Below are 25533 nucleotides of genomic sequence, written 5' to 3' on the forward strand. Positions count from 1 at the left end.
TTGTGTTTTATACTCCTTTGACGGTCGCGAGCGGCCGGCACTTGGCGACGACGGCCGCCAGGCCTGCGCCCGCAACGCTTTCTATGATTTGATCTACGTCCTTGTAGGCCTGCGGCGATTCGTCGATGATCGCCTCGAGCGCGCGATGGTTGACGACGACCTCGTCCGCTTGGCCTACGCGAAGCGATGCCGCGAATTCGTCCACGGTGACCAGCTGCTTGGTCGCGTTGCGCGAGCGGACCCGGCCGGCGCCGTGGCAGATCGAGTGGTAGTTGCGTTCCCCGGAGGGCATGCCGACCATCAGGTAGGAGGCCGTTCCCATCGATCCGGGGATAAGCGCCGGGTGTCCGGTCTCCCGGTACGGCTCCGGATTGTCCGGATGGCCTGGAGGAAGGGAGCGGGTCGCGCCCTTGCGGTGCACGAACAGCGCCTCTTCGTTATGGCGTTCTGCCCGCGCGTAGTTGTGCATCAGGTCGTACAGCGTCCGCGTCTCTGCTTGCGGGCCAAGCGTGTCGCGCAGCGCGTCGCGTACCGCGTAGGCGAGCAGATGGCGATTCGCGACGGCAAAGTTAAGCGCGGCGTACATCAGGTTGACGTACGCGGCGCCGGCTTCGCTGTCCAGCGGCGCGAAGGCCAGCTTGGGGTCCGCCGTGCCGAGGCCGAGCTTGCGCATCGTCTTGACGACTTCGGAGCCGCAGTGCTGGTTCACGGCGCCGCCCCACGAGCGCGAGCCCGAGTGGATCATGACGATGACTTGCCCGTCGCGCAATCCCCAGCTCTCGCCGACGGCCCGATTGGCTTCGTCCAGCGTGACGGCCTGCAGCTCGACGAAGTGATTGCCGCCGCCGAGCGTGCCGAGCTGGCGATGAGCCCGGTGCCACAGATGCTCGGGAATGCGGTTCAAGGCGTCTTCGTCATAGCGGAAGCGGGCGTGCTCCACATGCGTGAGCGAGGTCGCCCGGCGGGGCGTGTAGGCGTCGGGCACGTATTTGCCCGGCAGTCCGTGGAGCCCTTTGATGAGCACGTCCTCGAGCCGAATGTCGGAGAAGTGTCCGCGTGCGTGATTTTCCGTCGGGATCCGCTTCTCGATCGCCTTGACCAGCTTGCGCCTGAGCTTGACGTCCTTCAGGTCGTCCGCATCCAGGTTCGTCAGGTGCACCCGCATGCCGCAGCCGATGTCGCTGCCGACGATGGTAGGTGATACAAAGCCTTCGTCCGCCTGCCAGACGGCCGTCGTGCCGATGCAGGTGCCGACCCCGACGTGGGCGTCGGGCGTGTAGCTCATGTAGCGGATGTTCGGAATTTGCAGATTGTTGTTCGCCATCTCGAGCGGCTTGGCGCCCATGGCCCGGAACAGCGCGTCCCCGGCATAGACGTGCAGATCGCCCGCGGGCAGATCGATGCGCCGGTAATAAGATTCGTTCGGTATCATAAGTTCAATTTGACCTCTTATCGAATTGGATTTTTAGGAAAACAAAAAAGACCGCAAGCCGATTCGCTCGCGGTCCCTGGATACGTCAAGACAACACCCTGGATTCGTCGCGCTTCCCTTGCGGGAACGCGCATTATCCGGGGCTGACTCCTGAAGCGGCCCGTAGAGGCCGGCGGACATCGAGCGGCATATTCAGTTGCGTCCATGCGTCGTAGCGGCGTGGGAGTCGAATCGCGGTCATGTCGGCCGGCCTCCTTTCTGATGAGATAATGGCTATATTAAGGGGTATAGGCAAACCCTGTCAACACAATCGATGAAAAAAGTTAATAAGTGCGATTAAAATCGGTTATTAGAGCACATAGTGATAAATTAAATCTTTCATCCATAAAAAATACAATAAATATACACAATTGATTCGGCGATGTATATTGAAATTAACAAGCAAAGGAGTGAGTGGTCGAATGGCTAGCGTAACCGGACTGGAAGGCGTCGTGGCGGCGGAAACCGAGACCGGGCACGTCGACGGCGAGCGCGGACATCTCGTATACAGGGGTTATTGGGCAAAGGACCTGGCGGTGAGCCGCGGTTTTGAGGAGACGGCGCATCTGCTGTGGTACGGACAGCTGCCGGACGAGCGGCAGTTGGCGGCGTTGAAGGGGCGATTGACCGCGGCGCGCGTCCTGCCGGACGACCTGCGGCGCCTGCTCGACGTGCTGCCGGCTGGCGTGCCGATGATGGGCGTCCTGCAGGCCGCGGCGGCCGCATTGGCGGACGGGGCCGAGCCCGCCTGGCCGCCGCGGGCGGACCAGGCGGAGCGGATAACCGCGCTGATGCCAAGCATCATCGCGTATCGGCATCGCCGCCTGCAGGGGCTCGAGCCCGTGGAGCCTGAGGCGGGGCTGGATCATGCGGCCAATTACCTGTATATGCTGACGGGCCGCCGGCCCGAGCCAGATCATGCCCGGGCGCTGACCGCGTATTTGGTCCTTGGCATGGAGCACGGCATGAACGCTTCCACCTTCGCGGGCCGGGTCGCGCTGTCGACCCAGGCCGGCCTGTATCCCGCCGTCAGCGCGGCGATCGGCGCGATGGGCGGGCCGCTGCACGGCGGCGCGCCGAGCGAGGTAATCGCCATGCTGGAGGAGATCGGCACGCGCGACAGGGCGGAGCCTTGGCTGCGCGACGTGCTGGAGCGGGGCGGCCGGCTGATGGGCTTCGGCCACCGCATCTACAAGACCGTCGACCCGCGGGCCGAGGCGCTGCGCGCTGTTACGCGCGGCTTGACCGGCGACGATCCGGCGTTCGCGCTCGCCCTGCACGTGGAAGAGACGGCGACGCGCCTGCTCGCCGAGTACAAACCGGGGCGGCGGCTGCACACGAACGTCGAGTTTTTCGCCGCCGCAATCATGAAGGCGATCGCGCTGCCGACGGCGCTATTCACGCCAACGTTCACGGCCGCGCGCGTCGTCGGCTGGACGGCGCACATGCTGGAGCAGGCCGGCCACAACCGCATCTTCCGGCCTCAATCCCGCTACACGGGCCCGCTGCCGGCGGCGGCGGAGCAGCTCCTTTAAGCGTGGCGTGGCCCGCGCCATGCCGATGTTGTATACTTTTCGTAACGCATGGACCGTGTCGCGATCACGTTCGTAAAAGGAGCATATATCCATGAATAAATGGACTACCGCAGTTATTGGAGACCGCCGACGGAGGCTGCCGTGAGCGCCGCCGTTCGGTTCGGCATCGTCGGCGGCGGATGGCGCGCCGAATTTTTCTTGCGAATCGCCGCGGCGCTGCCGCAGCGGTTCGAAGTCGCGGGCGTCGTCTTACGCAGTCCGGACAAAGCGGAGGCGTTCAGGCGGAAGTGGAACGTCCCGGCGTTCGGCTCGACGAAGGAGATGCTGGGGGCCGTCGATGCCGCGTTCGTCGTCGTCAGCGTGCCGCGGAGCGTCGCGCCGGACGTCCTGCGCGAGTTGAACGCGGCCGGCATGCCCGCCTTGTGCGAGACGCCGCCGGCGGAGACGCTGGAGGAGATGACCGAGCTGTATCGCTCGGTCGGCAGCCAGGCTCGGATCCAGGTGGCCGAGCAGTATCCGTTCCAGCCGAACCATGCGGCCCGCCTTGCCGTGGCTGGCTCGGGCAAGCTCGGCCGCGTCACGCTGGCGGAGGTGTCCGCCGCGCACGATTATCACGGCATCGTGCTGCTGCGGCGGTTCCTCGGCATCGGCTTCGAGAACGCCGCCATCCGCGGGTTGTCCTTCCGGTCGCCGATCACGGAGGGACCCGGCCGGGACGGGGCGCCCGACACCCACCGTATCGTCGAGTCTACGCAGACGATCGCGTTCTTCGATTTCGGCGACCGCTTGGGCATGTACGATTTTGCCGGAGATCAGTATTTTTCCTGGATCCGGTCGCCGCGTCTTCTCGTCAGGGGCGAGGCGGGCGAGATCAACAACTTCGAAGTCCGTTATTTGCGCGATTACCGAAGCCCGGTGGAGACGCAGCTCAGACGCGTCCACGCGGGTCACGACGGCAACCTGGAAGGCTTCCATCTGAAGGCCATCCTGTGCGGCGACGAATATGTATATCGCAACGAATTCGCGCCCGGCAGGCTGGCCGACGACGAGCTCGCTATCGCCGAATGCCTGGCGCGGATGGCGGGCTACGTTGCCGGCGGGCCCGGCTTCTATAGCCTGGCCGAAGCGTGCCAGGATCATTACCTCGGACTGCTGATGCAGCAGGCCGCGAAGAGCGGGGAGACCGTCGTCTCGCAGACGCAGATCTGGTCGGCGTGATCCTAAGCGATATTTTCTTTCCTCCCTTTTGCCGAAAAAAAGAACCTTCATTGGCGTAAAGCGCCGATGAAGGTTCTTTTGATTCCCGCGGCTTGCCGCGTGCTAAATCGTCGTGCTGCCGTCGTACGAGGCGATGACGCGGTACAACTCGGGCCGGCGGTCGCGGAAGATGCCCCACTCGATGCGCTGGATCTCGAGTTGATCGAGATCGAACTCGGCGGTCAATACCGTCTCCTCCGTGCGGCCAGCCTCTTCGATCATGTTGCCCTGCGGGCCGGCGATGAACGAGGAGCCGTAGAAGTCGATGGACGAATCCTCGTCTTCCTCGCGGCCGATGCGGTTGGAGGCGATGACCGGCATCAGGTTGGAGGCGGCGTGGCCTCTCATGCACATCTGCCAGTGGTCCTTGGAGTCGATCGAGCCGTCCTGCGGCTCCGAGCCGATCGCCGTCGGGTAGAACAGCAGCTCGGCGCCCATGAGCGCCATGCAGCGCGCGGCTTCGGGGTACCATTGGTCCCAGCAGACGCCGACGCCGATTTTGGCATACCGCGTGTTCCAGACCTTGAATCCGGTGTCGCCAGGGTTGAAGTAGAACTTCTCCTCGTAGCCGGGACCGTCCGGGATGTGGCTTTTGCGATAGTGGCCGAGGACCTCGCCGTCCGCGTCGATGACCGCGAGCGAGTTGTAGCGGGCGTAGTTTTTCTTCTCGTAAAAACTGATCGGCAGCACGACTTGCAGCTCTTTGGCCACTGCCTTGAAGTGGTTGACGGCCTTGTTGTGCTCGAGCTCGGTCGCGTAGACGTAGTAGTCCGACTTCTCCTTCTGGCAGAAGTACGGCGTCTCGAACAGCTCCTGCAGCAGAATGATTTGCGCGCCTTGGGCCGCGGCCTCGCGCACGAGTTTGTCCGCCTTGGCGATGTTCTCGTCGATATCGCAGGAGCAGCTCATTTGGGTAGCCGCCACTTTGACTTTTCTCATTCGGAAGTTCCTCCTTTTGTATGCGAATCCTCGCAGCCTGGCAGAGATTAGTTGTTATAAGGCAGTTATTTATCGCCATGCGGCGGAAGAAATCAAGAATAACGGTTAAAAAGCAGTTAATGGGCAAGCAAAACGCGGACCTGCGGCCATTTCGGCGAAATAGATGCTTTTAAACAATTATTTCGACTGAGCTGTCGGCACGAGACGAAATAGATGCTTTTTAACCATTATCTATCTCAGCAGCCGAATAGCCGCACAACGCGAAGAAGCGGCATTCGGGCAGCTATGGCCGTCTCGCGGCGGGATGGACTGAGCGTACGCGTCTGCCAGGGCGTCGCTCAGCTTCGCGCCGGCATCTGCTGCGTCGTGCAGTGGACATTGCCGCCTTCCTTGATGATCGCCATGCCGTCCACGGTGCGGATGCGGCGTTCCGGAAACGTCTCGGCCAGGATGCGCGCGGCTTCGCGGTCCGTCTCCTCGGCGGCGCCGCCGAACACCGGCAGGATGATGCCGCCGTTGACGAAGTAGAAGTTCAGGTAGCTCAGCGTGAGCCGGCTCTCCTCGAACGACGCGAGCGGCGGCTGCCGGAGCTCGACGATCTCGAACTTCCGGCCCTTCGCGTCGGTCGCTTCGCGCAGAATGCGCAGGTTCTCTTGCGTGATCTCGTAATTTTCGTCGGCTGGGTCGTAGCAGGTTTGGATGATCACCTTGCCCGGCGCCGCGAAGCAGGCGATGTTGTCCACGTGCCCGTCCGTCTCGTCACCGGCGAGGCCGCGGTTCAGCCAGATAATCTTGTCGATGCCGACGTACTGCGCGAGCAGCTCGGCGATCTGCTCCCGGCTCAGCTCGGGATTGCGGTTGACGTTCAGCAGGCACTCCTCGGTCGTGAGCAGCGTGCCTTCGCCGTCGACGTGGATCGAGCCGCCCTCCATCACGACGGGCGCGTCGAACCGGCGCACGCCCGCGCGCTCAAGGATTTGCGGCGCGACCGCGTCGTCCAGATCCCAAGGCGCGTACTTGCCGCCCCAGGCGTTGAAGCGCCAGTTGACGCCGGCCAGCTCGCCGTCCCGGCCGACGAGGAAGGTCGGGCCGTTGTCCCGCAGCCAGGCGTCGCTGTGCGCGATCGGCACGAGCTCGATGTTGGGAGCATCCAGGTGGCGCTTGGCGATCGCCAGGTCGGCTTCGTTGACGAGCACGCTGACGGGCTCGAACTCGGCGATCGCTAGGACGACCTGCGCATAGCCGCCGCAGACGGATTCGTGATCGTCCGGATAGACCATGGAGTCCCGGACGGGCCAGGACATAAAGGTGCGTTCGTGCCGCGCCCATTCGGCGGGCATTTTATATTGGAGGTCTCGTGGGAACAAGAGATTCAGCTCGCTTTGCTAGGAATTGAACGGATGCCGCTTAAGTTCTCCATCATCATATACGAATCGGGCCCCGATCTCAACGTGCTGAGGCCAAGTCCGCTACGCCCGGATTTGTTTACGCGCGCGCCGGTTGAGGTAAATCAATTGGAGGAACGAATCAATGCCGGACAACCACGTACTTACATATAATGGAGGCCGCCGTATGGAACGCAATCATACAATCATGCAATTTTTCGAGTGGCACGTCACAGCCGACGGCAAGCACTGGCGCCGCCTCGCGAAGCTCGCGCCGAAGCTGAAGGAACGCGGCATCGACGCCGTCTGGATCCCGCCGCCTACGAAGGCCGTGTCACCCGAGGATACGGGATATGCGGCGTACGACTTGTACGATCTGGGGGAGTTCGACCAGAAGGGCGGCGTGCGTACGAAGTACGGCACGAAGGAAGAGCTGCTGGAGGCGATCGAGGCTTGCCGGGCGGCCGGCGTGGCCATCTACGCAGACCTCGTTATGAACCACAAGGCGGGTGCGGACGGGACCGAGACGTTTCAGGTCGTCGAGGTGCGGGCGGACAACCGGCTGGAGGAGATCTCCGAGCCGTTCGACATCGAGGGCTGGACGAAGTTCGATTTTCCGGGACGCGGGAATGCGTATTCGTCGTTCCATTGGAACTTCGAGCACTTCAACGGCACCGACTGCGACGCGCGCGAGGATCGTCAGGGCGTTTACCGGATCGTAGGAGAAGGCAAGCGTTGGAACGAAAACGTCGACGACGCGTTCGGCAACTACGACTATCTCATGTACGCCAATATCGACTACCGCCATCCGGACGTGCGACGGGAGATGATCGAGTGGGGGAAATGGCTCGCGGATACGCTGGACTGCGCAGGCTACCGGCTTGATGCGATCAAGCACATCGACCATACCTTCGTGCGGGAGTTCGCCGAGGCGCTGTACGCCGATCGAGGCGACGAGTTCTTCATCGTCGGCGAGTTCTGGAATAGCGATCCGGGCGCGTGCCAGCGCTACCTCGAGGCCGTCGGCGGCCGCATCAGCCTGTTCGACGTGCGGCTGCACTACAATTTGCACGAAGCCTCGGAAAAAGGGGCCGACTACGACCTGACCAAGCTGTTCGACGATACGCTCGTGCAGTCGAACCCGACCAACGCCGTCACCTTCGTCGACAATCACGATTCTCAGCCCGGCGAAGCGCTGGAGTCGTGGATCGCGGACTGGTTCAAGCAGAGCGCGTATGCTCTCGTCCTGCTGCGGGAAGGCGGTTATCCTTGCGTCTTCTATGGCGACTATTTTCACATCGGGGGAGACGAGGAGGAGATCGAAGGCAAGAAAATGGCGATCGACCCGCTGCTCTACAGCCGCCATCACAAGGCGTACGGCGAGCAAGAGGACTACTTCGACGATCCATGCCTGATCGGCTGGGTACGGCGCGGCGTCGCCGAGATCGAGCGCTCCGGCTGCGCGGTCGTCGTCTGCACGGGCGAAGGCGGCGAGAAAAGAATGTACGTCGGCGAGCACCGCGCCGGCGAGGAGTGGGTCGACTTCACGCAGACGCGCGACGATAAGATCGCGATCGGCGAGGACGGCTTCGGCACTTTCCCGGCGAACGGCGGCAGCGTGTCGGTATGGGCGTTGCCCGATCCGGTATGAAACGAACGTAGACGAACGCAAGCAGAGAACCCCGCGCGGCTGCGCGGGGTTCTGGCGTTGAAGCTTGATCCGACCGCGTGAATTAGTAGGAGCCGTGGCCGGTAAAGGTCCCTTGATCGAAGTTCATCACGTTAGTCGCTTCGACGCGGCCGTCCCCGCCGACGCTGTAGTATTCGACGGTATGCGTATCCGCCGCGTAGATCTCGAACGGACCCGTATAGTCGATCCAGGCCCCGCCGTTCACGCGGTAGCGCGTCTGTGCCGGGACGCCGTCGGTCCCGTCTGCCCGGAGCGAGACTTTGAAGCCTTTTACGTATGGATTGCTTTTGGGCGTGACGGCTTGTATCGGATCGAAATGATACTTGGTCAGCACCTCGCCGGCAGGATTCGGATCGGTCCCGCCGCCCGGATGCTCGGGCATGTACTTGAACAGCACGGATTGCGCGCTCAGGTAGATCGACTCGTCCGGCCGCTGGCTGCTCGAGGAGGAGCTATAGCCGGTCACCCGAATATCCGTCAGATGCACGACCATATAAATCCGGCTCTGGCCCGCGCTGCGCGTCTGGAAGTACAGATAGCCGTCCTTTATGGTTCTGCCCTCCGTAAGCGCGCGAAGAAGCGGCAGCGAGGTTGAATCGAACGCTTTGGATACCGAGACCGAAGAATGCTCCGGCTTGCCCGCTGTGCCGCTGCCATCCCGCGGGGCTTCCGCCGTCACGCCGTATTGAAAGCTGTTGACGACGATCGCGTCTTTGATTGATTTGTCCTTGCCGTCGAACTCGCCAGGAATGCCTTCCAGCGTCAGCAGGATCGAAGGCAGTTCGGCTTCCGCCGCGCTGGCGGATTGCCTGGAGGGCGAGAGAAGCAGCATCCCGGGGACGAGCGCCGCGATCAGGACCCATTTCATTAATCTAGCGAGCAAATCGATCTACTCCTTTATCGGCGGATGCCCGCGAACGGCTCCGTCGTGCGTCGGGGATCAACTGTCCAGCAGCAAGCTGCGTTGGTAGAAATCGTCCTTCGGCGTAAATCCCCACAGGCTGCCGTCGTCCATCGTATCCTTGACGGGCAGCGTCTCGAGCGCCGGCGCGTCCCAAGGCAGCTTGGACTTTTCGTTGATGGTCTCGCTCATGCGGCACAGCTCCTTTTCGCAGGAAATAACGTTATTTGACGGCGTTTTGGCTCAGATCGTATTCAAAGGATTGGGGCGGCAACGGCTGTCCCTTGGCGTCGACGCCCTGGTAGATAAACGTCACTTTTCCGGCCTGGAGCGATAAAGACTCCGAGATCCGGCTTCCATCGCTGCCTGCGCTGTACGCGTCGGAAGTGACGTAGACGTTTTCCAGCTTGATCGTGAAGTAAGGCTTCTTGCCTTGCCCGTTGTAGAAGGCGATCGTTCCGCTTTTGATCGCTTTGCCCGTCGTCAGGCTCTGCAGCAGCGGAATGGAGGCCGAATCCTGCAGCTTGGTCAGGACGAATTCCGAGTATATCGGCTTCCCGGCGCCGCTGCCGCTGCCGCTCCCCTGCGAGGGCGCCGCGTTCGAGGCGCCGAACTGGAAGGACGAGATGTCGATCGCCCCTTTGGCGCCGTCGACCGTGCTATCGCCGCTGATCTTGTCCAGCGTTAACAGGATGTGGGAGCCGCCTGCGGCGGAAGCCGATACGGGCGAGGCAAAAGCGAGGATCGCGAAGACGAGCAGGAACAGAGATGCTTTTGGCATAAAACGTGCGAACAAAACGATCAGCTCCTCAGATGTGATACAATTCGTATCGATGATAGCATAGATCGTCATTCCTGCCTAGAGCTATGCTGCAAAAGTACATCATCCAAGACTGATATGGCGGGTTTGTGCGATCCATCGCGCAAAAGTGCACGATAGCTCGCCTTTTTGAGCGAGATCGAGTGTATTTCGGGTGAAAATCCTGCATTTTTGCGCGATAGACAGAACGATGAGCGAGTGCTGATCTCGATCGTGTACTTTTGCACGATAGCCGGTCCGATATCTGAGGCTTGGCTCAAAAGGCGGATTCTGCGAATCGGGAAGGTTAAGCGTTTGGAGAGCGCTTTCGGAGAAGCGTCGATTGACATCCTCAGCCGGCTGTCGTATTCTCCAAGTAGTTAAGTATTTAATCAATTGGAGAAGATAGCATGGACGATCTGCATGGATACGTGTCGGAGCAGCCGCCCAAGGTGCGCGCTTTTTTCGCGCTGGTGGAGACGACGGCGAGCCTGATCGGCGTATCCGAGAAGTACTGGCAGTCGCGAGGGCTGAACGGCGCGCGCGTTCGCATACTCGTGGAGATCGCCAAGGCCGGCGGATCGCTGCTGCCCACCGCGCTGGCCGAGCGAATCGGCGTGACCAAAGCGAATATCAGCGTGCTGCTCGTGCCCCTTGCCAAAGAGGGATACGTGCGGATCGCCGGAGACCCGGAGGATGGACGCCGGCGGCGCGTGTCGCTGACGCAGGCGGGAGAGCGGCTGCTGCTGGACGCGCTGCCGGGCAATCGGGAAGTGCTGGAGACGCTGATGGGCCGGCTCGAGGAATCGGAGATCCGCCAACTGCTCGGACTCCTGGCCAAGCTGGCGGGCGGTTGAGCGCGAATGGCTGTCGCGGGGCTCGCGCCAGTCCGGCGCCCGGGATGTCCGGGCCCGGTGCGACGGTTCATCGATCGACCAGCCGGTTGTCTGTGAACGGCTCATTATGCTCAATTGGTTAAACATTTAACTACGTTGACGAGAAAGGCGGAGATTGTATGAAAATCGTAATGACGGGTGCCACGGGACATCTCGGTTCGCTGGTATTGGAGGAACTGCTCAGGCGCCTGCCGGCAGCGCGCATCGCGATCGTGACGCGGCGGCCCGAAGCGGCCGAGTCGCTGCGCAGCCGGGGCGTCGAGGTCCGGTACGGGGATTACGACGAGCCGGCCTCGTTGCCGGAGGCATTCAGAGATGCGGATCGGCTGCTGTTCGTCTCGTCTCCGCTGCGGGACGAAGAAGCGCGCCTGCGGCAGCACCGGGCTGCGGTGGAAGGCGCGGCGGCAGCCAAGGTCGGTCGGGTCGTCTACACGAGCATCGCATACGCCGAACGGGGGAGACTGCCGCTGCATGAGCTGCACCTCGCGACCGAACGGCTCATCCGCGAGTCGGGACTCGCGTACACGATCCTGCGCAATGCCTACTATATGGACATCGTCGAGATGCTGGGCTGGCGGGAGGCGCTGACCGGCGGCGTGCTGCTGAGTCCTCCGGGCGACTGGATTTTTAATACCGCCGCCAGAGAAGATCTAGCCGCGGCCGCTGCGGCAGTGCTGACGGAGAGCGGGCATGAAGGCCGGGTCTATGAGCTGACGGCCTCGCGTCCGTGGCGCCTGGGCGATCTGGCCCGCGCGCTCGCCGAACGATCAGGCAGACCTGTCGTTCACCGCACCGATCCGGGGATGAAGGGCATGGTCTACTCACTCTTGCCGCTCTCCGAGACGGCTGCGGTCTCCCCGGACTTGAGCCAGCTCGTCGGCGCTCCGCTCCGCGGGCTGAAGGAATGGCTGGCCGATCAAAAAATGTAGCCGTTTTATGCTTTCCGCTCGCCCGTTCAGCCAGCCCGCTCAGCCCAGCCCGCGCACATAGGTCTCTGGCGGCACGCCGACCACGGCTTTGAAGTCGCGTGTAAAGTGCGCCTGGTCGTAATATCCCAGCTCCATCGACAGCCCGGCCCAATCCTGCAGCTTTTCCTGCCGGATGCGTTCCGCCGCCTCCTGCAGGCGGAAACGCTGCAGAATCCACTTCGGGGATACGCCGATATACCGGCCGAGCAGCCGCTGGAGCGTACGGACGCTCATGCCGTGCCGGCTCGCCATCGCTTCGACGTGGAGCAGGCTGCGATCGGAAGCCGCGTCCTGTACGATGCGGCCGGCCAGCTCGGCCGAACCGTCCCGCTCGGGCGCAAAGCCGAGCAGCCATCGCTCCATGGCGGCGAGCCTCGCCTCGGATGCGGGCACGGCCGACAGCAGGCCGGCCAGCGCCTCCCCTGACGCGCCGAATATCTCTTCGAGCGGGAGCTTGCGGCCAGTCAGCCGGGAGGCGGATTCGCGCCAGAAGGGATAGAAGCCGCCGGGCCGGAACTTGGCGCTGAAGCACTCGCCGTACCCCGTCAGCGTACGGGTGAAGGTACCGCGCGGCACGCCGTATACTTCGGCGTGCGAGGCGCCGTTTTCGTTTTCCAAAGTAAGATTAATGCTCGGATAGGAGAGCACCTTCTGGCTGAAAGGGGCGTCGCCCCGCAGATCCCAGGTCAGCGTCCAGTAATGCTCGATCCAGCCCGCGAGCTCGGCCGACGGCGCGTACAGCTTCAGGTCGAACTTGCGCGCGGCCTCCTCCGGCTTGAGGATGGCCTTGTCGAAAGGACGCTCGATAGGCTTCATGGCAATCGACCTCCAGGCTTTGTCGCGTTTTTCCAATACAGGGTGCCGATATTGCGATACAATCGATACTAGCAGTCCGCAGCAAACGCCGCAATTTAAATCGAGTCAGGAAAGAGGGAATCGCATGGAAGACTTGAAGTATACGATCTATATCGGCGGCACGCCGGAGCAGGTATGGGAGGCGCTCGTCTCGCCGGAGGGCACGCGCGCGATCTTCTTCGGCAGCGTATTGGAGTCTACGTTCGAAGCCGGCGCCCCTTATGCCTACGTCGGACCGGGCAACGACGGCGACCGGACCGTTCATGTCTACGGCACGGTGCTGACGTTCGAGCCCCATCGCTTGATGAGCTACACGGAGCATCCGGGGCCGTCTTATCGGGAGAATCATGCGGAGCTCGAGACGCGCATCACGATGGAGCTCGAGCCGATGGGCGCGAGCACGAAGGTGACGTTCGTCAACGACCGGTGGCCGGAGGGGCATCCCTCGTACGAGAGCACGCAGCAAAGCTGGCCGATTATCCTGAGTAACATCAAGTCCTACGTCGAGACGGGCAAGACGCTGGATCTTGGCTGGTAAAAGACGGTAAAGGTTCGTTATGATGACCATGATGCAGTCCGATCAGCCTCGGTGCCGATCGGGCTCTTTTGTGCCGCTTGCACCCATTTTATATTTAGAAAAGGAGTCATCAGGGATCATTTTATGCCGAGCTTGCGAGACCCAAACCGGAGCGAAAGGATGACTGCGAGCATGGAGAAAATAGAGACGAGGCGGCTGATTCTAAGGGAGCATGCCGAGTCGGACGTCGACAGGCTGTACGCGATACAGTCGGATGCGATCACGATGGCGTTTTGGCCGGCTCCCTTTTCGTACGAGCAAACCGAGAATTGGATCCGCCGCCAGATCGATTCCTATAGGGCGAAAGGGTACGGCAGGTGGGCCGTGATCCGAAAAGAGGATGGCGTTATGATCGGCGATGCCGGCATCGTGACGAGCGAGATCGACGGCACGATAGAGAACGACCTCGGCTATATCATTCACGCGAGCGAGTGGCAAAAAGGATACGGATATGAAGCCGCCGAAGGTTGCCTTCGATATGGGTTCGATCGACTCGAGCTAGGCCGCTTGTGCGCGAACATGCCGACGGACCACCTTGGATCCCGAAAAGTGGCGGAAAAGCTGGGAATGAAGCTCGAAAAACACTTTTTCAACAAGCGGAACCGGGAAAAAGAAACCTGCTTATACAGCATAAGCAAGGCTTGAAGCGGCTGACGGGAAAACAGCAGAAGCTTAGTCCGATGGCTCGGATAAGTTTCTGTCCGGTTATTAATAGTCGATATCTATAGACCTTATTTATTATATATATTTAAACAATAGACCGGGTCGCCTTATGATTAGAGAATCAAATTAAACGCCCGTTCCGAGGGGCTAGGAGACGACCCGGCTATGCCATACTTCCATACGTTCGCAAACGTCAGCATCCCCATTTTGATGGCCTGCTGCTTGGGCTACCTATATCAAAAGTACAAAACCCCCGATTCGCGCCTGCTGGCCGATCTCAGCCTGTTCGTGCTCTCGCCGTGCCTCATCGTATCGGCGCTCGCCGGCAGCGACCTGAAGACCGGCACGCTGGGGACGGTCGCGATCTACACGCTCTTGCAGACGGCGCTCTGCTGGGCGGCTTCCGCCGCGGCGGGAAGGCTGCTGCGGATGAGCGAGCCTTCCCGCCGCGCGATGGAGCTGACGACGATCTTTTCCAACTCCAACAATTACGGCCTGCCGCTGCTGCTGCTTGCCTTCGGCACGCAGGGCTTCGCGATCGGGGTGACCAACGTCGTGACGCATGTCATTCTCGTGAATACGCTGGGCTTCTATCTGGCGGCGCGCGCGTCCTTTAAGCCGAGGCAGGCGTTCCGTCAGATCGCGAAGACGCCGCTCGTCTATGCGGCCGCCGTCGGCATCGCGCTGTTCCTGTTCAAGGTGCGCTTGCCGGAGAGCCTCTCGTCGGGCCTCGAGCTGGTCGGCGGCGCCTATCCGGCCGTCGTGCTGCTGCTCCTCGGCATGCAGCTTCGCAAGACGGACTGGCGCCGCAGCCTGCGCCGGGAGATCTGGATCTCGCTCGGCATGCGCATCCTTATCGTGCCGCTGCTGTCGTACGCCGCGATCGCGATGCTTGGCCTGCACGGCTTGACCGCCGCGGTATTGTTCGTTCAGTCCTGTATGCCCGCGGCGATCAATTCGCTCGTGCTCATGGAGCGGTACGGCGGCGACAAGGAACTCGTCGCGATGAACGTCGCCTTTTCGACCATTGCGAGCTTCCTGTACTTGCCGCTGCTGGTCCACTTGGCCGCTTCGCTGTAACTCCTAAGCGGCGGCTCGGTCAGCGGCGGCTCCGTGAACGGCGGCTGGAAGAGGCGTCATTCGCCTGTCACACCGCGTCTGCATTCGATTCAGGGGCGTCCCCGCCAGCGGGCTTGCCGCGCCAGCGCAGCGCCCACTTTTCCATCTCCGCGAGCGTCGACTGAAAGTCCAAGCCCTTTTCCGTCAGGCTGTACTCGACCGTCACGGGCACCGTCGGATAGACCTCCCGCCGCACGATGCCGCTTTGCTCCAGATGCCGCAGCGTATCCGTGAGCGACTGCGTGCCGACGATCGCGACATCCCGCTGCAGCCGGTTGAACCGCTTCGGTCCTTTCTGCAGCTCCGCGATCACGACGAAGGACCACTTCGCCCCGAGCACTTGAAGAACCTCGCAGATCGGCTTATCCTCGTCCTTCTCCCGTTCGGACATCATAAACGCCTCCCCGGCAAATTCGCTTCGCTTTAATTAAGTTAGTAAGTCCATAGATTAGGATTATCCCCAAACGATTTGCGTTCTTACTTTTATATAGTAACTCGCTTATACTGTCGCTACAAGGGCCGCGCGGCTCCCCGACAAATATAAGAGGTGGTTAAAATGAATCGCACGATCTTGTATATGCTCACGTTGGGCACTTTCTTGACGGGATTCGCCGAATTGGCCGTCGTCGGCATCTTGCCGATCATCTCCCGGGATGCGGGGATCAGCATCGCACAGGCGGGCCAGCTCGTCGCCGCCTTCTCTCTCGGCTTCGCCGTCGGCACGCCGATCTTCGTCTCGCTGACGCAGCGGATCTCGCGGCGGCGGCTCCTTGCCGCCGCGCTGCTCGTCTTCGCGGCAGGCAGCCTGCTCTCGTACTTCAGCGACGCGTATGCCGCGATGATCGCGCTCCGCGCCGTGCTCGGCGCCAGCGCGGGCGTCTATCTCACGACGGCGCTCGGCGCGCTGCCCAAGCTCTTGCCCGCCGACCGGCTCGGCCGCGCCATGAGCACCGTCATGATGGCGTTCGGCGCCGCCTCGGTGCTGGGCGCGCCGGTGGGCATCGCCTTGGCCGATGGCTGGTCCTGGCAGGGGATGTACCTGCTGCTCGGCGCAGGCGCGCTGCTCGTGATGCTGGCCGTGCTGCGGCTCATGCCCGATACGGAAGGCGACGCTCCGGTCGGCTTCGGCCGTCAGTTCGCCGTGCTCGGCCGGCCCGCGCTCGCCGCGGGGCTGGCGATGTCGCTCCTGTTCTCGTCGGGCGTAGCGCTGCTGAACACTTATTTCGTGCCCTTTCTCCAGGACGTCCTCGGGCTGCGGGCCTCTTATACGGGCTTGACGATGCTGCTGCTCGGCTTGGCCGGCACGGTTGCCACGCGCTTCGGCGGCGGCGCCGCAGACAAGCGCGGGCCGTCCGCAGTCATCGTGCGGAGCCTGGCCGCGATGACGCTGGCCTTGGCGCTGATGCCGCTCGCGACCTACGCTTTCTCCTCCGCGGCCGGCGGCCTCGCGTCGGGTATCGCCGTCTCCGCGGCCTGGATGCTGGCTTACTCCGTAGCGATTCCGGCCATCCAGACGTACTTCGTCCGAATCGCGCCCGATTCGGCGAACATCGTGCTGGGACTCAACACGTCGCTGCTTCACCTTGGCGTCGCGATCGGATCTTTGACCGGCGGCCTGCTCGCCGACGCATCGTCCACGGTGCGCTATCATCCCTGGGCGGCGCTCGCGTTCGGCCTGCTCTCGCTGTCCGCGGGCTTGGTTTCCTTCGCAAAGGGCGGCGTCCGCGAGAAACGGCCGAACGCTGCCGCGGCTGCTTCAAAAAGCTGAGCCTCCGCGTCCCGCGAATGCCAAGAGGCCAGGCCGCGGTTCAAATGCCGCAGTCTGGCCTCTCTTTTCATTTCTTACGCCCGCAGCGTCTTGAGCGCGCCGCTCCACGCGACGACTTGGCTGAGCATATTGTTCACGGAAGCCTCCTGCTTGGGGCCGGGACGCAGGACGCTGAAGTTCTCGAAGTCGTGGAAGAGCGACAGGGAGACCTGCGCCTGAACGTCCGCCATCCTCAGCTCGCCCGCGATCTGGCGCAGATGCTCGACCGCCCGGGAGCCGCCCGCGCTGCCGTAACCGACGAAGCCCGCGGCTTTGTCGTTCCACTCGTGGTATAGGAAGTCGATCGCGTTCTTCAGCGCGCCCGACGTCGAGTGATTGTATTCGGGGGTGACGAACACGAAGCCGTCGAAGCCCTTGATCCGCTCGGACCAGGCCAGCGTGTGCGCGTGCTTGTAGTTGCCCATGACGGGAGGGATCGGCTCGTCGTACAGGGGCAGGGCGTAGTCGGCGATGTCCACGAGCTCGAACGACGCGTCGTCCCGCTGCGCGGCGATCTCGTAAACCCACTTGGCGACGTCCTCGGCTTTGCGCCCGGGGCGCGTGCTTCCGATGATGATGGCGATCTTGGTCATGTATGATTCCTCCAGCCGATATATGTAGGAGCCGGCTTCCGCGTTCTGGGATGCGTTGTTGCCTTGGAGTCGCGGCGGACCGGACGTGCCTCGCATGTATCGTAGCCCAGAAGGCGCGTTCGGGCAAGCGTCGGGGCGACGGCCGGCCGGAGGCATGCGGGCAATCAGTTTTCCGCGAAAATGATTTCCGCCTGGTCGCGCTTCACATGCAGCTGCCAATACGACTCGGCGATCCGGTCGGGATCGTAGAACGTGCCCTTTGACACGTAGCCGCCGATGGTGACGGTGCCGACGTAAACGCCTTGCGGAGCCAGCTCTTCGGCCAGCGAGTAAACGAGGGAGCGGACGCCGGCCTTGCCGATGGACAGCGAGGCGTAAGCGGGGTTCGGGGAGATCGCGAGACCGCCGCCCGTGACGAGGATGGTCCCTTGCTTGCGCTCGACGAACGACGGCACGACTTGTTTGACGCTCGTCAGCGCGCCGACGACATTCACCTTGAAGTCGTCGATCAACTGCTGTTCGTCCAAGCTCGACACCGTCGACCTTGTGATCGCGGCCGCGTTGTAAAGCAGCGCGCTCGGCTCGCCGAAGCTCGCGCGTATCCGGGCGAACGCTTCCTCGACGGCAGCCGGGACGGTCGCATCCGCTTCGACGGCGAACGCTTCGATGCCTTGTCCCGTCAATTCCTCCGCCAGCGCTGCCAGCGAGGCGGTTCGGCGCGCGATCAGCGCGATCTTGAAGCCCTCCGATCCGAACTTCTTGGCGACCGAGGCGCTCACGCCCGCCCCCGCCCCGACTACGACCAACAACGGCTTGCTCATGATATCCGCTCCTTCGTTTTTTATATACACTATCATTCCGACTGGAATTATACAATATATAAATGGGAACTTATGTATGTCCGCTGCGTGCCGGCGGCGGCAAAAAGCCCGAGCGCACGCGCTCGGGCTGTTCCAAAGCGTTTATAAGCCGGGTCTCGAATAGATCTTCCGTTTGTGGAACGAGATCGACCGGTATTTTCCCGCGAGCTTGCGCAGCCGCGCCGGAGACAAAGACGAGAACGAGGCGTGCAGGCTTTTGTTCAGCGCGGACTTCATGACGATGCCGCGAGGATTGCGGCCGTGCAGAAAGTTGCCGTACGTCTCGAATTCGGAAAAGCCGAATTGCCGGGTCTTGTCGATGCTGCCGATGATCGCCTTATACCAGCGTTTGCCGTGGCGCGCTTCGATTGTTCCCTTCAACTGTCTGACCTTCGCCTTGTTGAACAGCATATAGTGCGTGACGAATGAACGGGGGGCGGAAGCCTTGGTGCCCAGCAGCTTGCGGTACGTGCGGAAGTATTCGCCCTGGCTCCAACTCCGGCAGTAAAAGACCGGTCGGCCGCCCGTCACGAACCGATGCGGCCGAATGAGAACAGTATCCGCGTCGGCGACGAGGTAGTGGCCCGCCGCGCCAAGCTTGCTGCCCGCGAGCTTCAGCAGCTGCTGATAAAGCCAGCCCGCGCGATTCCAGCGTTTCGTGCCGTAGCGGATATCCTTCTTGCCGATCGGCAGCACCGTCCGCTCGTCGACGAACTTGCAGCCTTTTCTCCGGCAGAGCGCCCGGATCCGCTTGCTGTTCGGCGAGACGATCATGAAGCTGGCGATCGGATGCTTCACCTGCTTGCGGATGCCGTCGATCACGTGCGGCAGGGTGCCCAGATCCTTTTCGATCGCGGGGATCAGCACGTCGATGCGAGGGCCGGTCTTTCCTGCGCTCGATTTGGTCGATGCCATGGGGCTCGCCACTCCTTTCCGCTCACGGGAGCCGTTTGCCGGCTTTGGTCCATGTGGTACAGCTTATGAAGTTCGCCGTCATCGGCTTGGGCCAGCGACTGGAAAATCACTTCGCCAGCGTTGATAATAAGATAAGGAAAGGTTGATAGGAAAGGGTGCGCGCCCGTGGACGACTTGCGAATCAAGACAAGCTCGGGATGGTTGGAAGGACAGGCGGAGAACGGCGCGAGAACGTGGAAGGGGATTCCGTACGCGAGGCCGCCGGCCGGAGAACGGCGATTCGCGGCGCCTGAACGGCCGGCGTCTTGGGAAGGCGTCAGGCCGGCCAAAACGTTCGGCCCGCCGTGCCTGCAGCCCGGGGAAACCGCGGAGAAGTACGGTCTTCCGGCGGACGTGCCGCCTCCTGGCGAGGATTGTTTGTATTTAAATATATGGGCGCCAGCCAAACGAACCAAAAAGCCGCTGCCCGTCATGGTCTGGATTCACGGCGGCGCTTTCGTTACAGGCACCGGCGCAGATCCGGCCTACGACGGCGCAAACTTCGCCCGCCAGGGCGTGATCGCCGTTACGGTCAATTATCGGCTCGGCCCCTTAGGATTTCTTCACCTCGCGCCGCTCGGAGAGGGCTTCGTCTCCAATGCGGGGCTGCTCGACCAGATCGCGGCGCTGAACTGGATCCGCGCCGAGATTGCCGCGTTCGGCGGAGATCCTGCGCAGGTCACCGTGTTCGGCGAGTCGGCCGGCGCGATGAGCATCGCCGCGCTGCTCGCGATGCCCGACGCGAAGGGACTGTTCGCGCGGGCGATCCTGCAGAGCGGGGCCGCGCAGACGCTGCCGGAAGAGCAAGCCGAGCAGGTCGTGGCGGGCATCCTGCTGCTGCTCGGCATCGAACGGTCCGATGCGCATCTGCTGAAGACGCTTCCCGCGTCCGCAATCATGCAGGCGGCCGAGGAGATGGGGCGGATGCTGGGCGGCGGGCCGGCGATGCTCTTTCAGCCGGTCGTCGAAGCGGCCACGCTGCCGGTCGAGCCGCTCGAGGCGGTTCGAACGGGCATCGCGAGCGGCGTGTCGCTGCTCGTCGGCACGAACAAGGACGAAGGCGAATACTTCATCCGTCCAGGGTCCGCGCCAATGCCTCTGGAGGGCGCGATTCTCGGCGTCGAGCTCATGACGGACATCGCCGACGCGGCATCGCTCGTGCGTACGTATCCGCATACGGCCCAAGGGCAGGCGGACATCATGACGGATTTGTTTTTCTGGCGCGCCGCGGTCCGGCTCGCCCATGCGCAGGCCCGCCATGCGCCGGTATGGATGTACCGGTTCGATTGGACTTCGACCCTTCATCCGTCGCTGGCGCGGGCGGTGCACACGCGCGAGATCGTGTTTGTTTTCGGCAATTTGCAGGTGCTGGAGCGGCAGCTTGGCGCGACGCTGGATCCGGACGCTAGGCGGCTGGCCGGGGAGATGCAGGCGGCGTGGCTTGCATTTGCGAAGGCGGGATCGCCGGATACGGCGAAGCTGGCGTGGCCGCCCTATGGGGAGCCGGAGCGGATGACGATGATCTTCGGGGCGGTCGACGCGCCGGAGGCCGTGTCGGATCCGGCCGCGGGCAAGCGCGCGCTGCTCGGCTTGTAGGCAGGCTTTGCATTTGAACGAAGAGAGGGGATCGGACTTATGAAGAAAAATCGATTGGGCGCTTCCGAGCTGTACGTCGGCGAGATCGGCCTCGGCTGCATGTCGCTGGGCACGGAGGAGACCAAGGCGGTCGCATTGGTCGGGGAGGCGCTCGACCGGGGCGTCACGCTGCTGGATACGGCGGATTTGTACGACGGCGGACGCAACGAGGAGCTGGTGGGCAAGGCGATCAAGGGCAAGCGCGAACAGGTCGTGTTGGCCACCAAGGTGGGCAACCGGCGCATACCGGGCCAAGAAGGCTGGACGTGGGACGCTTCCAAGGCGTACATCCTGTCGGCGGTCCGGGATAGCTTGAAGCGGCTCGGCACCGACTACATCGACCTGTATCAGCTGCATGGCGGCACGCTGGACGATCCGATCGACGACACGATCGAGGCGTTCGAGCAGTTGAAGCGCGAGGGCGTCATCCGGGCGTACGGCATCTCCTCGATCCGGCCGAACGTCATCCGCGAGTATGCCGCGCGCTCGGGGATCGCGAGCGTCATGAACCAATACAGCATCGTCGACCGCCGGGCCGAAGAGACGGTGCTTCCGCTCCTGGAGGAGAAGGGGATCAGCGTCATCGCGCGCGGACCCGTCGCGAGCGGGGCGCTGGCGGACGGACGCGAGCCGGCGAAAGGCGTGCTCGATTACGAGCTGGACGAGCTCGTCACGCTGCGGAGCGAGCTGCAGCGGCTGACGACGCCGGCGCGCAGCCTCTCGCAGCTCGCGATCCGCTACTCGCTCGGGCATCCGGCGGTCGCCGCGGCGATCCCGGGAGCCAGCAGCCGCGAGCAGCTGATGCAAAATCTCGCGGCCGCCGAGGTGCCGCCGCTCTCGGACGCGGAGCTCGTAGCGATCCGCGGTGCGAGCAAGGCGAACCGCTACGCGCTGCATCGCTGATCCCGGCGGGGGCTGCGGACTGACGCTTGCGGTATGACCGTGCCTCCCCAGCCGGGATCGGCGGCAACTCGCCGCTGCGCTCTAAAGAAGCGACTCCCATGCTTACGGCATTCTTTAAAGCGTAATGCAGATCTTCCCGAAGTACGATCCCGTTTTCAAGCGCCGAAGCGCGTCGACCGCCTCGGCGAACGGGAATACGCTATCGATGGCCGGACGCAGCCCGTTATGTGCGATCGCGCGGTTCATCGATTCGAACATCGCGCGGCTGCCGACGTTTATCGCTTGCAGCCTGGCCTTCTTTAGAATGGCGGGGACGATCGCGAAATCTTCGACGGCCGCGCCGGACAGCAAGCCGACGATGCTGATCCTGCCTCCGACCCTCAGCGCCGCTACCGACCGGTTCAGCGTTGCCGCGCCGCCCACGTCGACGATATGGTCCGCGCCGCGCCCTTGCGTATAAGCCAGCACCGCGTTTTCCCAATCCGCGTTTTCCGTATAATGAATGCCGTGATCGGCGCCCATCGCCAACGCGCGTTCAAGCTTTTCGCCGCTGCCGGAGGTGACGATGACCTGCGCGCCCTGAAGCTTGGCGAATTGCAGCGCGAACATGGAGACGCCTCCCGTGCCCTGCACGACGACCGTGTCGCCGGCGCGTACCTGTCCTTCCTCGACGACGGCATGCCAGGCGGTGACGGCCGCGCACGGCAATGTCGCGGCTTCCGCGTCGCTCAGATGATCGGGGACGCGGACGAGCCCTTCCTCCGGCAGCACCGCGTACTCGGCCAGAAGGCCGTCCAGCGGACTGCCGAGCGTCGACGTCCAGTTCGCCGGCGTAGGCTCGCCGTCGATCCAGCTCTGCGTAAAGATGCCGCAAACGCGGTCGCCGAGCTTGAACCGGGCCGCCCCTTCGCCCAAGGCGACGATCTCGCCGACGCCGTCGGATACGGGAATCAGGCCTTCGGTGCGTTCGGGATTGTAGAAGCCCTCGATGACGCCGATATCGCGGGAATTCAAGGACAAGGCCTTGAGCCGGACGAGCGCCTGGCCCGGACCCGGCTCGGGAATCGGACGGTCGACCTGTACGACATGATCAAGGCCGAAGCCGCCTCGAACGACATATGCTTTCATGAATGCCACTCTCCTTGAGATGGGAATAGACATACCATAATTGATTTACTAAAATTAAGTAAGAAGGCACTTTGACGTGGTATGCGAACCTCAGGGTGCGTAAAGGAGGCAGCGGCGTGAGGGAGCCCGATATCTCGATCGTGGAATGCAGCTACAGGCGGGTGCTGGAGATCGTCTCGAACAAATGGACGGCGCTCGTCATCTACGCCCTGGAAGACGGAACGATCCGGTATGGCTCGATCAAGAGCCGGATCGCGGACATTTCGCAGAAAATGTTGACCCAGACGCTGAAGCAGCTGGAGCGCGACGGCCTTGTCGTTCGAAAAGTAACGCCTGTCGTCCCGCCCGTCGTGGAATACGCGCTGACGCCGCTAGGAATGACGCTTCTTCCCTTTTTGCGGATGCTGAAGGAATGGTCTTCGGCACACTATGCGTCCGTAAGCGAGGCGCGGGAAGCGTACGATGCCTTGCACCAAGACGCCTCGCACGGCTGACGAACAGGAAGAGGTTCTCGTACTGCTTCTGCGCAAAAAAGGCCGGAACGCCTCGTTGGGGCTTCCGGCCTTTGTGCGTTGCAGCTTGGGCATACATCGGGGCTGCGATCCTTGCGATCCTCCTAAGCCTTCCCGAACAGCCGCCGATACTCCGTCGGCGTGACGCCTTCATGCTCGCTGAAACGCTTGTTAAAGTAGCTCGCGCTCGGATACCCGGCGTCCTCCGCGATGCGCCCGACGGGCAGCGCAGGGTGCTCGAGCAGCCACTGCTTGGCCGCCTGGAGCCGGCAGCGGGTGACGAAGTCCATGGGCGAGAAGCCCATCGCCTGCCGGAACAGCTTGCAAAAATAATGACGGCTCACGCCCGCGCGCGCCGCCCAATCCTCGAGAACGAAGGGCGCGCAAGCCTCCCGCTGCATGTCGGGCAGCAGGTCCAGAATACGGCGGCCGGTGCCCGCCGACTTGACGTCGGAGACCGGGACGGCCTGCTGCACGAATTCCGAGAAGAGGGCGTAGGTCAGCATGGACAAGCGCACCGGACGCAGCAGTTGATGCGCCTCCGCCTCCTCAAGCAGCGCCAGATGGGCGGATTCCCAAGCCTCCCTTTGCCGGAGGGACCATACCGCCGACTGATGGAAGCCAAGGCGCACGAGATAGTCGCGCAGCTCTTCCCCGTAAAAGTGAACCCACCGCACGTCCCACGGCTCGTCCTCGCTGCTATAGTAGCGCTGTCGCTGCAGCGGGAAATACAGGACGGCATCGCCGGCCCGCAGCTCGTGCACGCCCGTCTCGGTCTCCGCGTAGCCTTTGCCTCCCGCGACATAATGGATGTTGAAATTGTTGAGCACGCCGGCCTCCCGCAGCACCGAATGGTCGGGAAAATCGCGGTAGGCGCCCACCGATTCAGGCATGACGAGATACGGGCTGCCGGCTAGCGTCAGCAGATGCGCTTGTCTTCTCACAGTCCGTCTCCTCTGCGACAATATTGTTTTAATGATGGCCAATAAGCTGTCATTTTCATTTTATTTGGTTGTTATTATACTGACAATATCTTATCAATCAAGTATAGGCAAGGAGGCTGCGGTCAAATGGAACGCAAGTTGAGATGGGGCATTCTAGGGTGCGCGGGCATCGCGGTTCGCGCGGTTATTCCCGGTTTGCAGCAGTCGGAGCGGAACGTCGTGGCGGCCATCGCGAGCCGGGATGCGGACAAAGCAAAGGAAACGGCCGAGCGACTCGGCATCGAGCGCGCCTACGGCAGCTACGAGGCGCTGCTCGCGGACGATACGATCGACGCGGTCTACATACCGCTGCCGAATCATCTGCATCTGCCGTGGACGATCCGCGCCGCGGAGGCGGGCAAGCACATCCTTTGCGAAAAGCCGATCGCGCTGGACGCGGCCGAAGCCGCGCGCATGGTCGAAGCTTGCCAAGACAAGGGCGTTCATCTGGCGGAGGCGTTCATGTACCGTCATCATCCGCGCTACCGGCTGATCCGGCAAATGGTCGAATCCGGCGAGATCGGCGAAGTACGGGGGATTCACGGCACCTTTACATTCAACAACGCGGCGAACCATACGAATATCCGCTACCGGCGCGACTGGGGAGGCGGTTCGGTCTACGACGTCGGCTGCTATCCGATCAGTGCGGCGCGGCTCATTCTCGGGCAGGAGCCGGAGGCGGCGACGGCGCACGCTTTCTTTTCGCCCGAGCACGACGGCGTCGATATGATGGCGTCCGGTCTGGTCGAGTTCGCGGGCGGCGCGGCGCTGACCTTCGACTGCGGCATGTGGGCGTCCTCGCGCAATACGCTCGAGGTGCTGGGCACCAAGGCGAGCATTGAAGTGCCGTCGGCTTTCGTCTCGGGACCGGACGGCGGATACAACTTCTTCGTCGTCTCCAAAGACGGCAGACGGGAGATCGAGGTGCCGCGCGGCAACCAATATGCGCTGCAAGGCGACGAATTTGCCAGGACGGTACTGGACGGCGAGGCGCCGGCGTTCGAACCGGAGGACGCGGTGCGCAACATGAAGGTCATCGACGCGGTGCTGCGGTCGGCATCCGAACGCGCGCGCATCGTCATTTAATCGAAGGAGGCTGCACG

The 25533-nt window shown here is 62.6% G+C and carries 26 protein-coding genes; 13 read left to right on the forward strand and 13 right to left on the reverse strand.

Translation table 11 applies throughout. From position 1 onward, the window contains the following. Positions 1-7: 7 nt before the first annotated feature. Positions 8-1432 carry an RtcB family protein gene (locus tag BM235_RS28090; protein WP_090117584.1) on the reverse strand — a complete coding sequence of 475 codons (1425 nt, stop codon included), beginning with the start codon at positions 1430-1432 and terminating at the stop codon, positions 8-10. Positions 1433-1893: 461 nt separating this feature from the next. On the opposite strand from BM235_RS28090, the gene BM235_RS28095 reads away from it, so the two are divergent. Together BM235_RS28095 and BM235_RS28100 are read left to right on the forward strand one after the other, a co-directional pair. After that, positions 1894-3006, forward strand: a complete 1113-nt coding sequence (locus BM235_RS28095) for a citrate synthase/methylcitrate synthase (RefSeq protein WP_090117585.1) — start codon at positions 1894-1896, stop codon at positions 3004-3006. A 141-nt stretch (positions 3007-3147) separates the two neighbouring features. Next, positions 3148-4224, forward strand: a complete 1077-nt coding sequence (locus tag BM235_RS28100; RefSeq protein ID WP_255374640.1) for a Gfo/Idh/MocA family protein — start codon at positions 3148-3150, stop codon at positions 4222-4224. Between the two features lie 102 nt (positions 4225-4326). On the opposite strand, the gene aguB is transcribed toward BM235_RS28100, so the two are convergent. Then, the gene (gene aguB, locus BM235_RS28105) at positions 4327-5202 is read right to left on the reverse strand and encodes an N-carbamoylputrescine amidase (protein WP_090117587.1); all 876 of its coding nucleotides are present in this window, start codon (positions 5200-5202) and stop codon (positions 4327-4329) included. Between the two features lie 338 nt (positions 5203-5540). Next, complete coding sequence (locus BM235_RS28110; protein WP_369803568.1) at positions 5541-6542, reverse strand: agmatine deiminase family protein; 1002 nt, start codon at positions 6540-6542, stop codon at positions 5541-5543. A 232-nt stretch (positions 6543-6774) separates the two neighbouring features. Between BM235_RS28110 and BM235_RS28115 the strand changes: the two genes are divergently transcribed. Continuing rightward, positions 6775-8238 carry an alpha-amylase gene (locus BM235_RS28115; protein WP_090117589.1) on the forward strand — a complete coding sequence of 488 codons (1464 nt, stop codon included), beginning with the start codon at positions 6775-6777 and terminating at the stop codon, positions 8236-8238. Positions 8239-8320: 82 nt separating this feature from the next. On the opposite strand, the gene BM235_RS28120 is transcribed toward BM235_RS28115, so the two are convergent. The 3 genes from BM235_RS28120 to BM235_RS28125 are packed head-to-tail and all read right to left on the reverse strand — an operon-like array spanning position 8321 to position 9974. Then, positions 8321-9160: an Hcp family type VI secretion system effector gene (locus tag BM235_RS28120; RefSeq protein WP_143106745.1), complete on the reverse strand. Its 840-nt coding sequence runs from the start codon at positions 9158-9160 to the stop codon at positions 8321-8323. A gap of 57 nt (positions 9161-9217) precedes the next feature. After that, positions 9218-9370 (reverse strand): hypothetical protein, encoded by a 153-nt coding sequence (locus BM235_RS32245; protein ID WP_158543970.1) that lies wholly within the window; start codon positions 9368-9370, stop codon positions 9218-9220. A 31-nt stretch (positions 9371-9401) separates the two neighbouring features. After that, positions 9402-9974 (reverse strand): Hcp family type VI secretion system effector, encoded by a 573-nt coding sequence (locus BM235_RS28125; protein ID WP_158543968.1) that lies wholly within the window; start codon positions 9972-9974, stop codon positions 9402-9404. A gap of 413 nt (positions 9975-10387) precedes the next feature. Between BM235_RS28125 and BM235_RS28130 the strand changes: the two genes are divergently transcribed. Together BM235_RS28130 and BM235_RS28135 are read left to right on the forward strand one after the other, a co-directional pair. After that, positions 10388-10834, forward strand: a complete 447-nt coding sequence (locus BM235_RS28130) for a MarR family winged helix-turn-helix transcriptional regulator (RefSeq protein ID WP_090117592.1) — start codon at positions 10388-10390, stop codon at positions 10832-10834. Positions 10835-10992: 158 nt separating this feature from the next. Beyond that, positions 10993-11802 carry an NAD(P)H-binding protein gene (locus BM235_RS28135; RefSeq protein WP_090117593.1) on the forward strand — a complete coding sequence of 270 codons (810 nt, stop codon included), beginning with the start codon at positions 10993-10995 and terminating at the stop codon, positions 11800-11802. 39 nt (positions 11803-11841) lie between these two features. Here BM235_RS28135 and BM235_RS28140 read toward each other — a convergent pair whose 3' ends face one another. Beyond that, on the reverse strand, positions 11842-12657 hold the full coding sequence (locus BM235_RS28140) for a helix-turn-helix domain-containing protein (RefSeq protein WP_090117594.1): 816 nt from the start codon (positions 12655-12657) through the stop codon (positions 11842-11844). Positions 12658-12781: 124 nt separating this feature from the next. Here BM235_RS28140 and BM235_RS28145 point away from each other — a divergent pair, with 124 nt between their 5' ends. The 3 genes from BM235_RS28145 (at position 12782) to BM235_RS28155 (ending at position 15016) form a co-directional block, all read left to right on the forward strand. Next, positions 12782-13234, forward strand: coding sequence for an SRPBCC family protein (locus tag BM235_RS28145; protein WP_090117595.1), 453 nt, complete (start codon positions 12782-12784; stop codon positions 13232-13234). A gap of 171 nt (positions 13235-13405) precedes the next feature. Then, complete coding sequence (locus BM235_RS28150; protein ID WP_090117596.1) at positions 13406-13918, forward strand: GNAT family N-acetyltransferase; 513 nt, start codon at positions 13406-13408, stop codon at positions 13916-13918. 183 nt (positions 13919-14101) lie between these two features. Continuing rightward, positions 14102-15016: an AEC family transporter gene (locus tag BM235_RS28155; RefSeq protein WP_090117597.1), complete on the forward strand. Its 915-nt coding sequence runs from the start codon at positions 14102-14104 to the stop codon at positions 15014-15016. A 67-nt stretch (positions 15017-15083) separates the two neighbouring features. Here BM235_RS28155 and BM235_RS28160 read toward each other — a convergent pair whose 3' ends face one another. After that, positions 15084-15449 (reverse strand): winged helix-turn-helix transcriptional regulator, encoded by a 366-nt coding sequence (locus BM235_RS28160; RefSeq protein WP_090117598.1) that lies wholly within the window; start codon positions 15447-15449, stop codon positions 15084-15086. 162 nt (positions 15450-15611) lie between these two features. On the opposite strand from BM235_RS28160, the gene BM235_RS28165 reads away from it, so the two are divergent. Next, the gene (locus BM235_RS28165; RefSeq protein WP_090117599.1) at positions 15612-16823 is read left to right on the forward strand and encodes an MFS transporter; all 1212 of its coding nucleotides are present in this window, start codon (positions 15612-15614) and stop codon (positions 16821-16823) included. Between the two features lie 74 nt (positions 16824-16897). Here the strand turns inward: BM235_RS28165 and BM235_RS28170 are convergent, their stop codons facing one another. The 3 genes from BM235_RS28170 to BM235_RS28180 form a co-directional block, all read right to left on the reverse strand. Then, positions 16898-17455 (reverse strand): NADPH-dependent FMN reductase, encoded by a 558-nt coding sequence (locus BM235_RS28170; RefSeq protein WP_090117600.1) that lies wholly within the window; start codon positions 17453-17455, stop codon positions 16898-16900. A 164-nt stretch (positions 17456-17619) separates the two neighbouring features. After that, entirely contained in the window at positions 17620-18276 is a 657-nt protein-coding gene (locus BM235_RS28175) for an SDR family NAD(P)-dependent oxidoreductase (protein ID WP_255374641.1), read from the reverse strand. 141 nt (positions 18277-18417) lie between these two features. Then, positions 18418-19230, reverse strand: coding sequence for a DUF6492 family protein (locus tag BM235_RS28180; RefSeq protein ID WP_090117601.1), 813 nt, complete (start codon positions 19228-19230; stop codon positions 18418-18420). 165 nt (positions 19231-19395) lie between these two features. On the opposite strand from BM235_RS28180, the gene BM235_RS28185 reads away from it, so the two are divergent. Then, complete coding sequence (locus BM235_RS28185; RefSeq protein ID WP_090117602.1) at positions 19396-20865, forward strand: carboxylesterase/lipase family protein; 1470 nt, start codon at positions 19396-19398, stop codon at positions 20863-20865. A gap of 39 nt (positions 20866-20904) precedes the next feature. Beyond that, positions 20905-21807 (forward strand): aldo/keto reductase, encoded by a 903-nt coding sequence (locus BM235_RS28190; RefSeq protein WP_090117603.1) that lies wholly within the window; start codon positions 20905-20907, stop codon positions 21805-21807. A 114-nt stretch (positions 21808-21921) separates the two neighbouring features. Here BM235_RS28190 and BM235_RS28195 read toward each other — a convergent pair whose 3' ends face one another. Then, positions 21922-22935, reverse strand: a complete 1014-nt coding sequence (locus tag BM235_RS28195) for a zinc-dependent alcohol dehydrogenase family protein (RefSeq protein ID WP_090117604.1) — start codon at positions 22933-22935, stop codon at positions 21922-21924. 116 nt (positions 22936-23051) lie between these two features. Here BM235_RS28195 and BM235_RS28200 point away from each other — a divergent pair, with 116 nt between their 5' ends. Then, positions 23052-23429 carry a winged helix-turn-helix transcriptional regulator gene (locus BM235_RS28200; protein WP_090117605.1) on the forward strand — a complete coding sequence of 126 codons (378 nt, stop codon included), beginning with the start codon at positions 23052-23054 and terminating at the stop codon, positions 23427-23429. A 122-nt stretch (positions 23430-23551) separates the two neighbouring features. Here the strand turns inward: BM235_RS28200 and BM235_RS28205 are convergent, their stop codons facing one another. Beyond that, entirely contained in the window at positions 23552-24391 is an 840-nt protein-coding gene (locus BM235_RS28205) for a helix-turn-helix transcriptional regulator (RefSeq protein ID WP_090117606.1), read from the reverse strand. A gap of 126 nt (positions 24392-24517) precedes the next feature. Here BM235_RS28205 and BM235_RS28210 point away from each other — a divergent pair, with 126 nt between their 5' ends. Further along, positions 24518-25516, forward strand: a complete 999-nt coding sequence (locus BM235_RS28210; protein ID WP_090117607.1) for a Gfo/Idh/MocA family protein — start codon at positions 24518-24520, stop codon at positions 25514-25516. Positions 25517-25533 lie beyond the last annotated feature (17 nt).

Origin of the sequence: Cohnella sp. OV330, assembly GCF_900112065.1 — a bacterium.
In the GTDB taxonomy this organism is placed as follows: Bacteria; Bacillota; Bacilli; order Paenibacillales; family Paenibacillaceae; genus Cohnella.

Bases quoted from the DNA above. Each gene is read 5' to 3' on its own strand.
- BM235_RS28090 (WP_090117584.1), bottom strand. From the start codon at position 1,432: ATGATACCGAACGAATCTTATTACCGGCGCATCGATCTGCCCGCGGGC.
- BM235_RS28095 (WP_090117585.1), top strand. From the start codon at position 1,894: ATGGCTAGCGTAACCGGACTGGAAGGCGTCGTGGCGGCGGAAACCGAG.
- aguB (WP_090117587.1), bottom strand. From the start codon at position 5,202: ATGAGAAAAGTCAAAGTGGCGGCTACCCAAATGAGCTGCTCCTGCGAT.
- BM235_RS28110 (WP_369803568.1), bottom strand. From the start codon at position 6,542: ATGCCCGCCGAATGGGCGCGGCACGAACGCACCTTTATGTCCTGGCCC.
- BM235_RS28115 (WP_090117589.1), top strand. From the start codon at position 6,775: ATGGAACGCAATCATACAATCATGCAATTTTTCGAGTGGCACGTCACA.
- BM235_RS32245 (WP_158543970.1), bottom strand. From the start codon at position 9,370: ATGAGCGAGACCATCAACGAAAAGTCCAAGCTGCCTTGGGACGCGCCG.
- BM235_RS28130 (WP_090117592.1), top strand. From the start codon at position 10,388: ATGGACGATCTGCATGGATACGTGTCGGAGCAGCCGCCCAAGGTGCGC.
- BM235_RS28135 (WP_090117593.1), top strand. From the start codon at position 10,993: ATGAAAATCGTAATGACGGGTGCCACGGGACATCTCGGTTCGCTGGTA.
- BM235_RS28140 (WP_090117594.1), bottom strand. From the start codon at position 12,657: ATGAAGCCTATCGAGCGTCCTTTCGACAAGGCCATCCTCAAGCCGGAG.
- BM235_RS28145 (WP_090117595.1), top strand. From the start codon at position 12,782: ATGGAAGACTTGAAGTATACGATCTATATCGGCGGCACGCCGGAGCAG.
- BM235_RS28150 (WP_090117596.1), top strand. From the start codon at position 13,406: ATGGAGAAAATAGAGACGAGGCGGCTGATTCTAAGGGAGCATGCCGAG.
- BM235_RS28155 (WP_090117597.1), top strand. From the start codon at position 14,102: ATGCCATACTTCCATACGTTCGCAAACGTCAGCATCCCCATTTTGATG.
- BM235_RS28160 (WP_090117598.1), bottom strand. From the start codon at position 15,449: ATGATGTCCGAACGGGAGAAGGACGAGGATAAGCCGATCTGCGAGGTT.
- BM235_RS28165 (WP_090117599.1), top strand. From the start codon at position 15,612: ATGAATCGCACGATCTTGTATATGCTCACGTTGGGCACTTTCTTGACG.
- BM235_RS28170 (WP_090117600.1), bottom strand. From the start codon at position 17,455: ATGACCAAGATCGCCATCATCATCGGAAGCACGCGCCCCGGGCGCAAA.
- BM235_RS28175 (WP_255374641.1), bottom strand. From the start codon at position 18,276: ATGAGCAAGCCGTTGTTGGTCGTAGTCGGGGCGGGGGCGGGCGTGAGC.
- BM235_RS28180 (WP_090117601.1), bottom strand. From the start codon at position 19,230: ATGGCATCGACCAAATCGAGCGCAGGAAAGACCGGCCCTCGCATCGAC.
- BM235_RS28190 (WP_090117603.1), top strand. From the start codon at position 20,905: ATGAAGAAAAATCGATTGGGCGCTTCCGAGCTGTACGTCGGCGAGATC.
- BM235_RS28195 (WP_090117604.1), bottom strand. From the start codon at position 22,935: ATGAAAGCATATGTCGTTCGAGGCGGCTTCGGCCTTGATCATGTCGTA.
- BM235_RS28210 (WP_090117607.1), top strand. From the start codon at position 24,518: ATGGAACGCAAGTTGAGATGGGGCATTCTAGGGTGCGCGGGCATCGCG.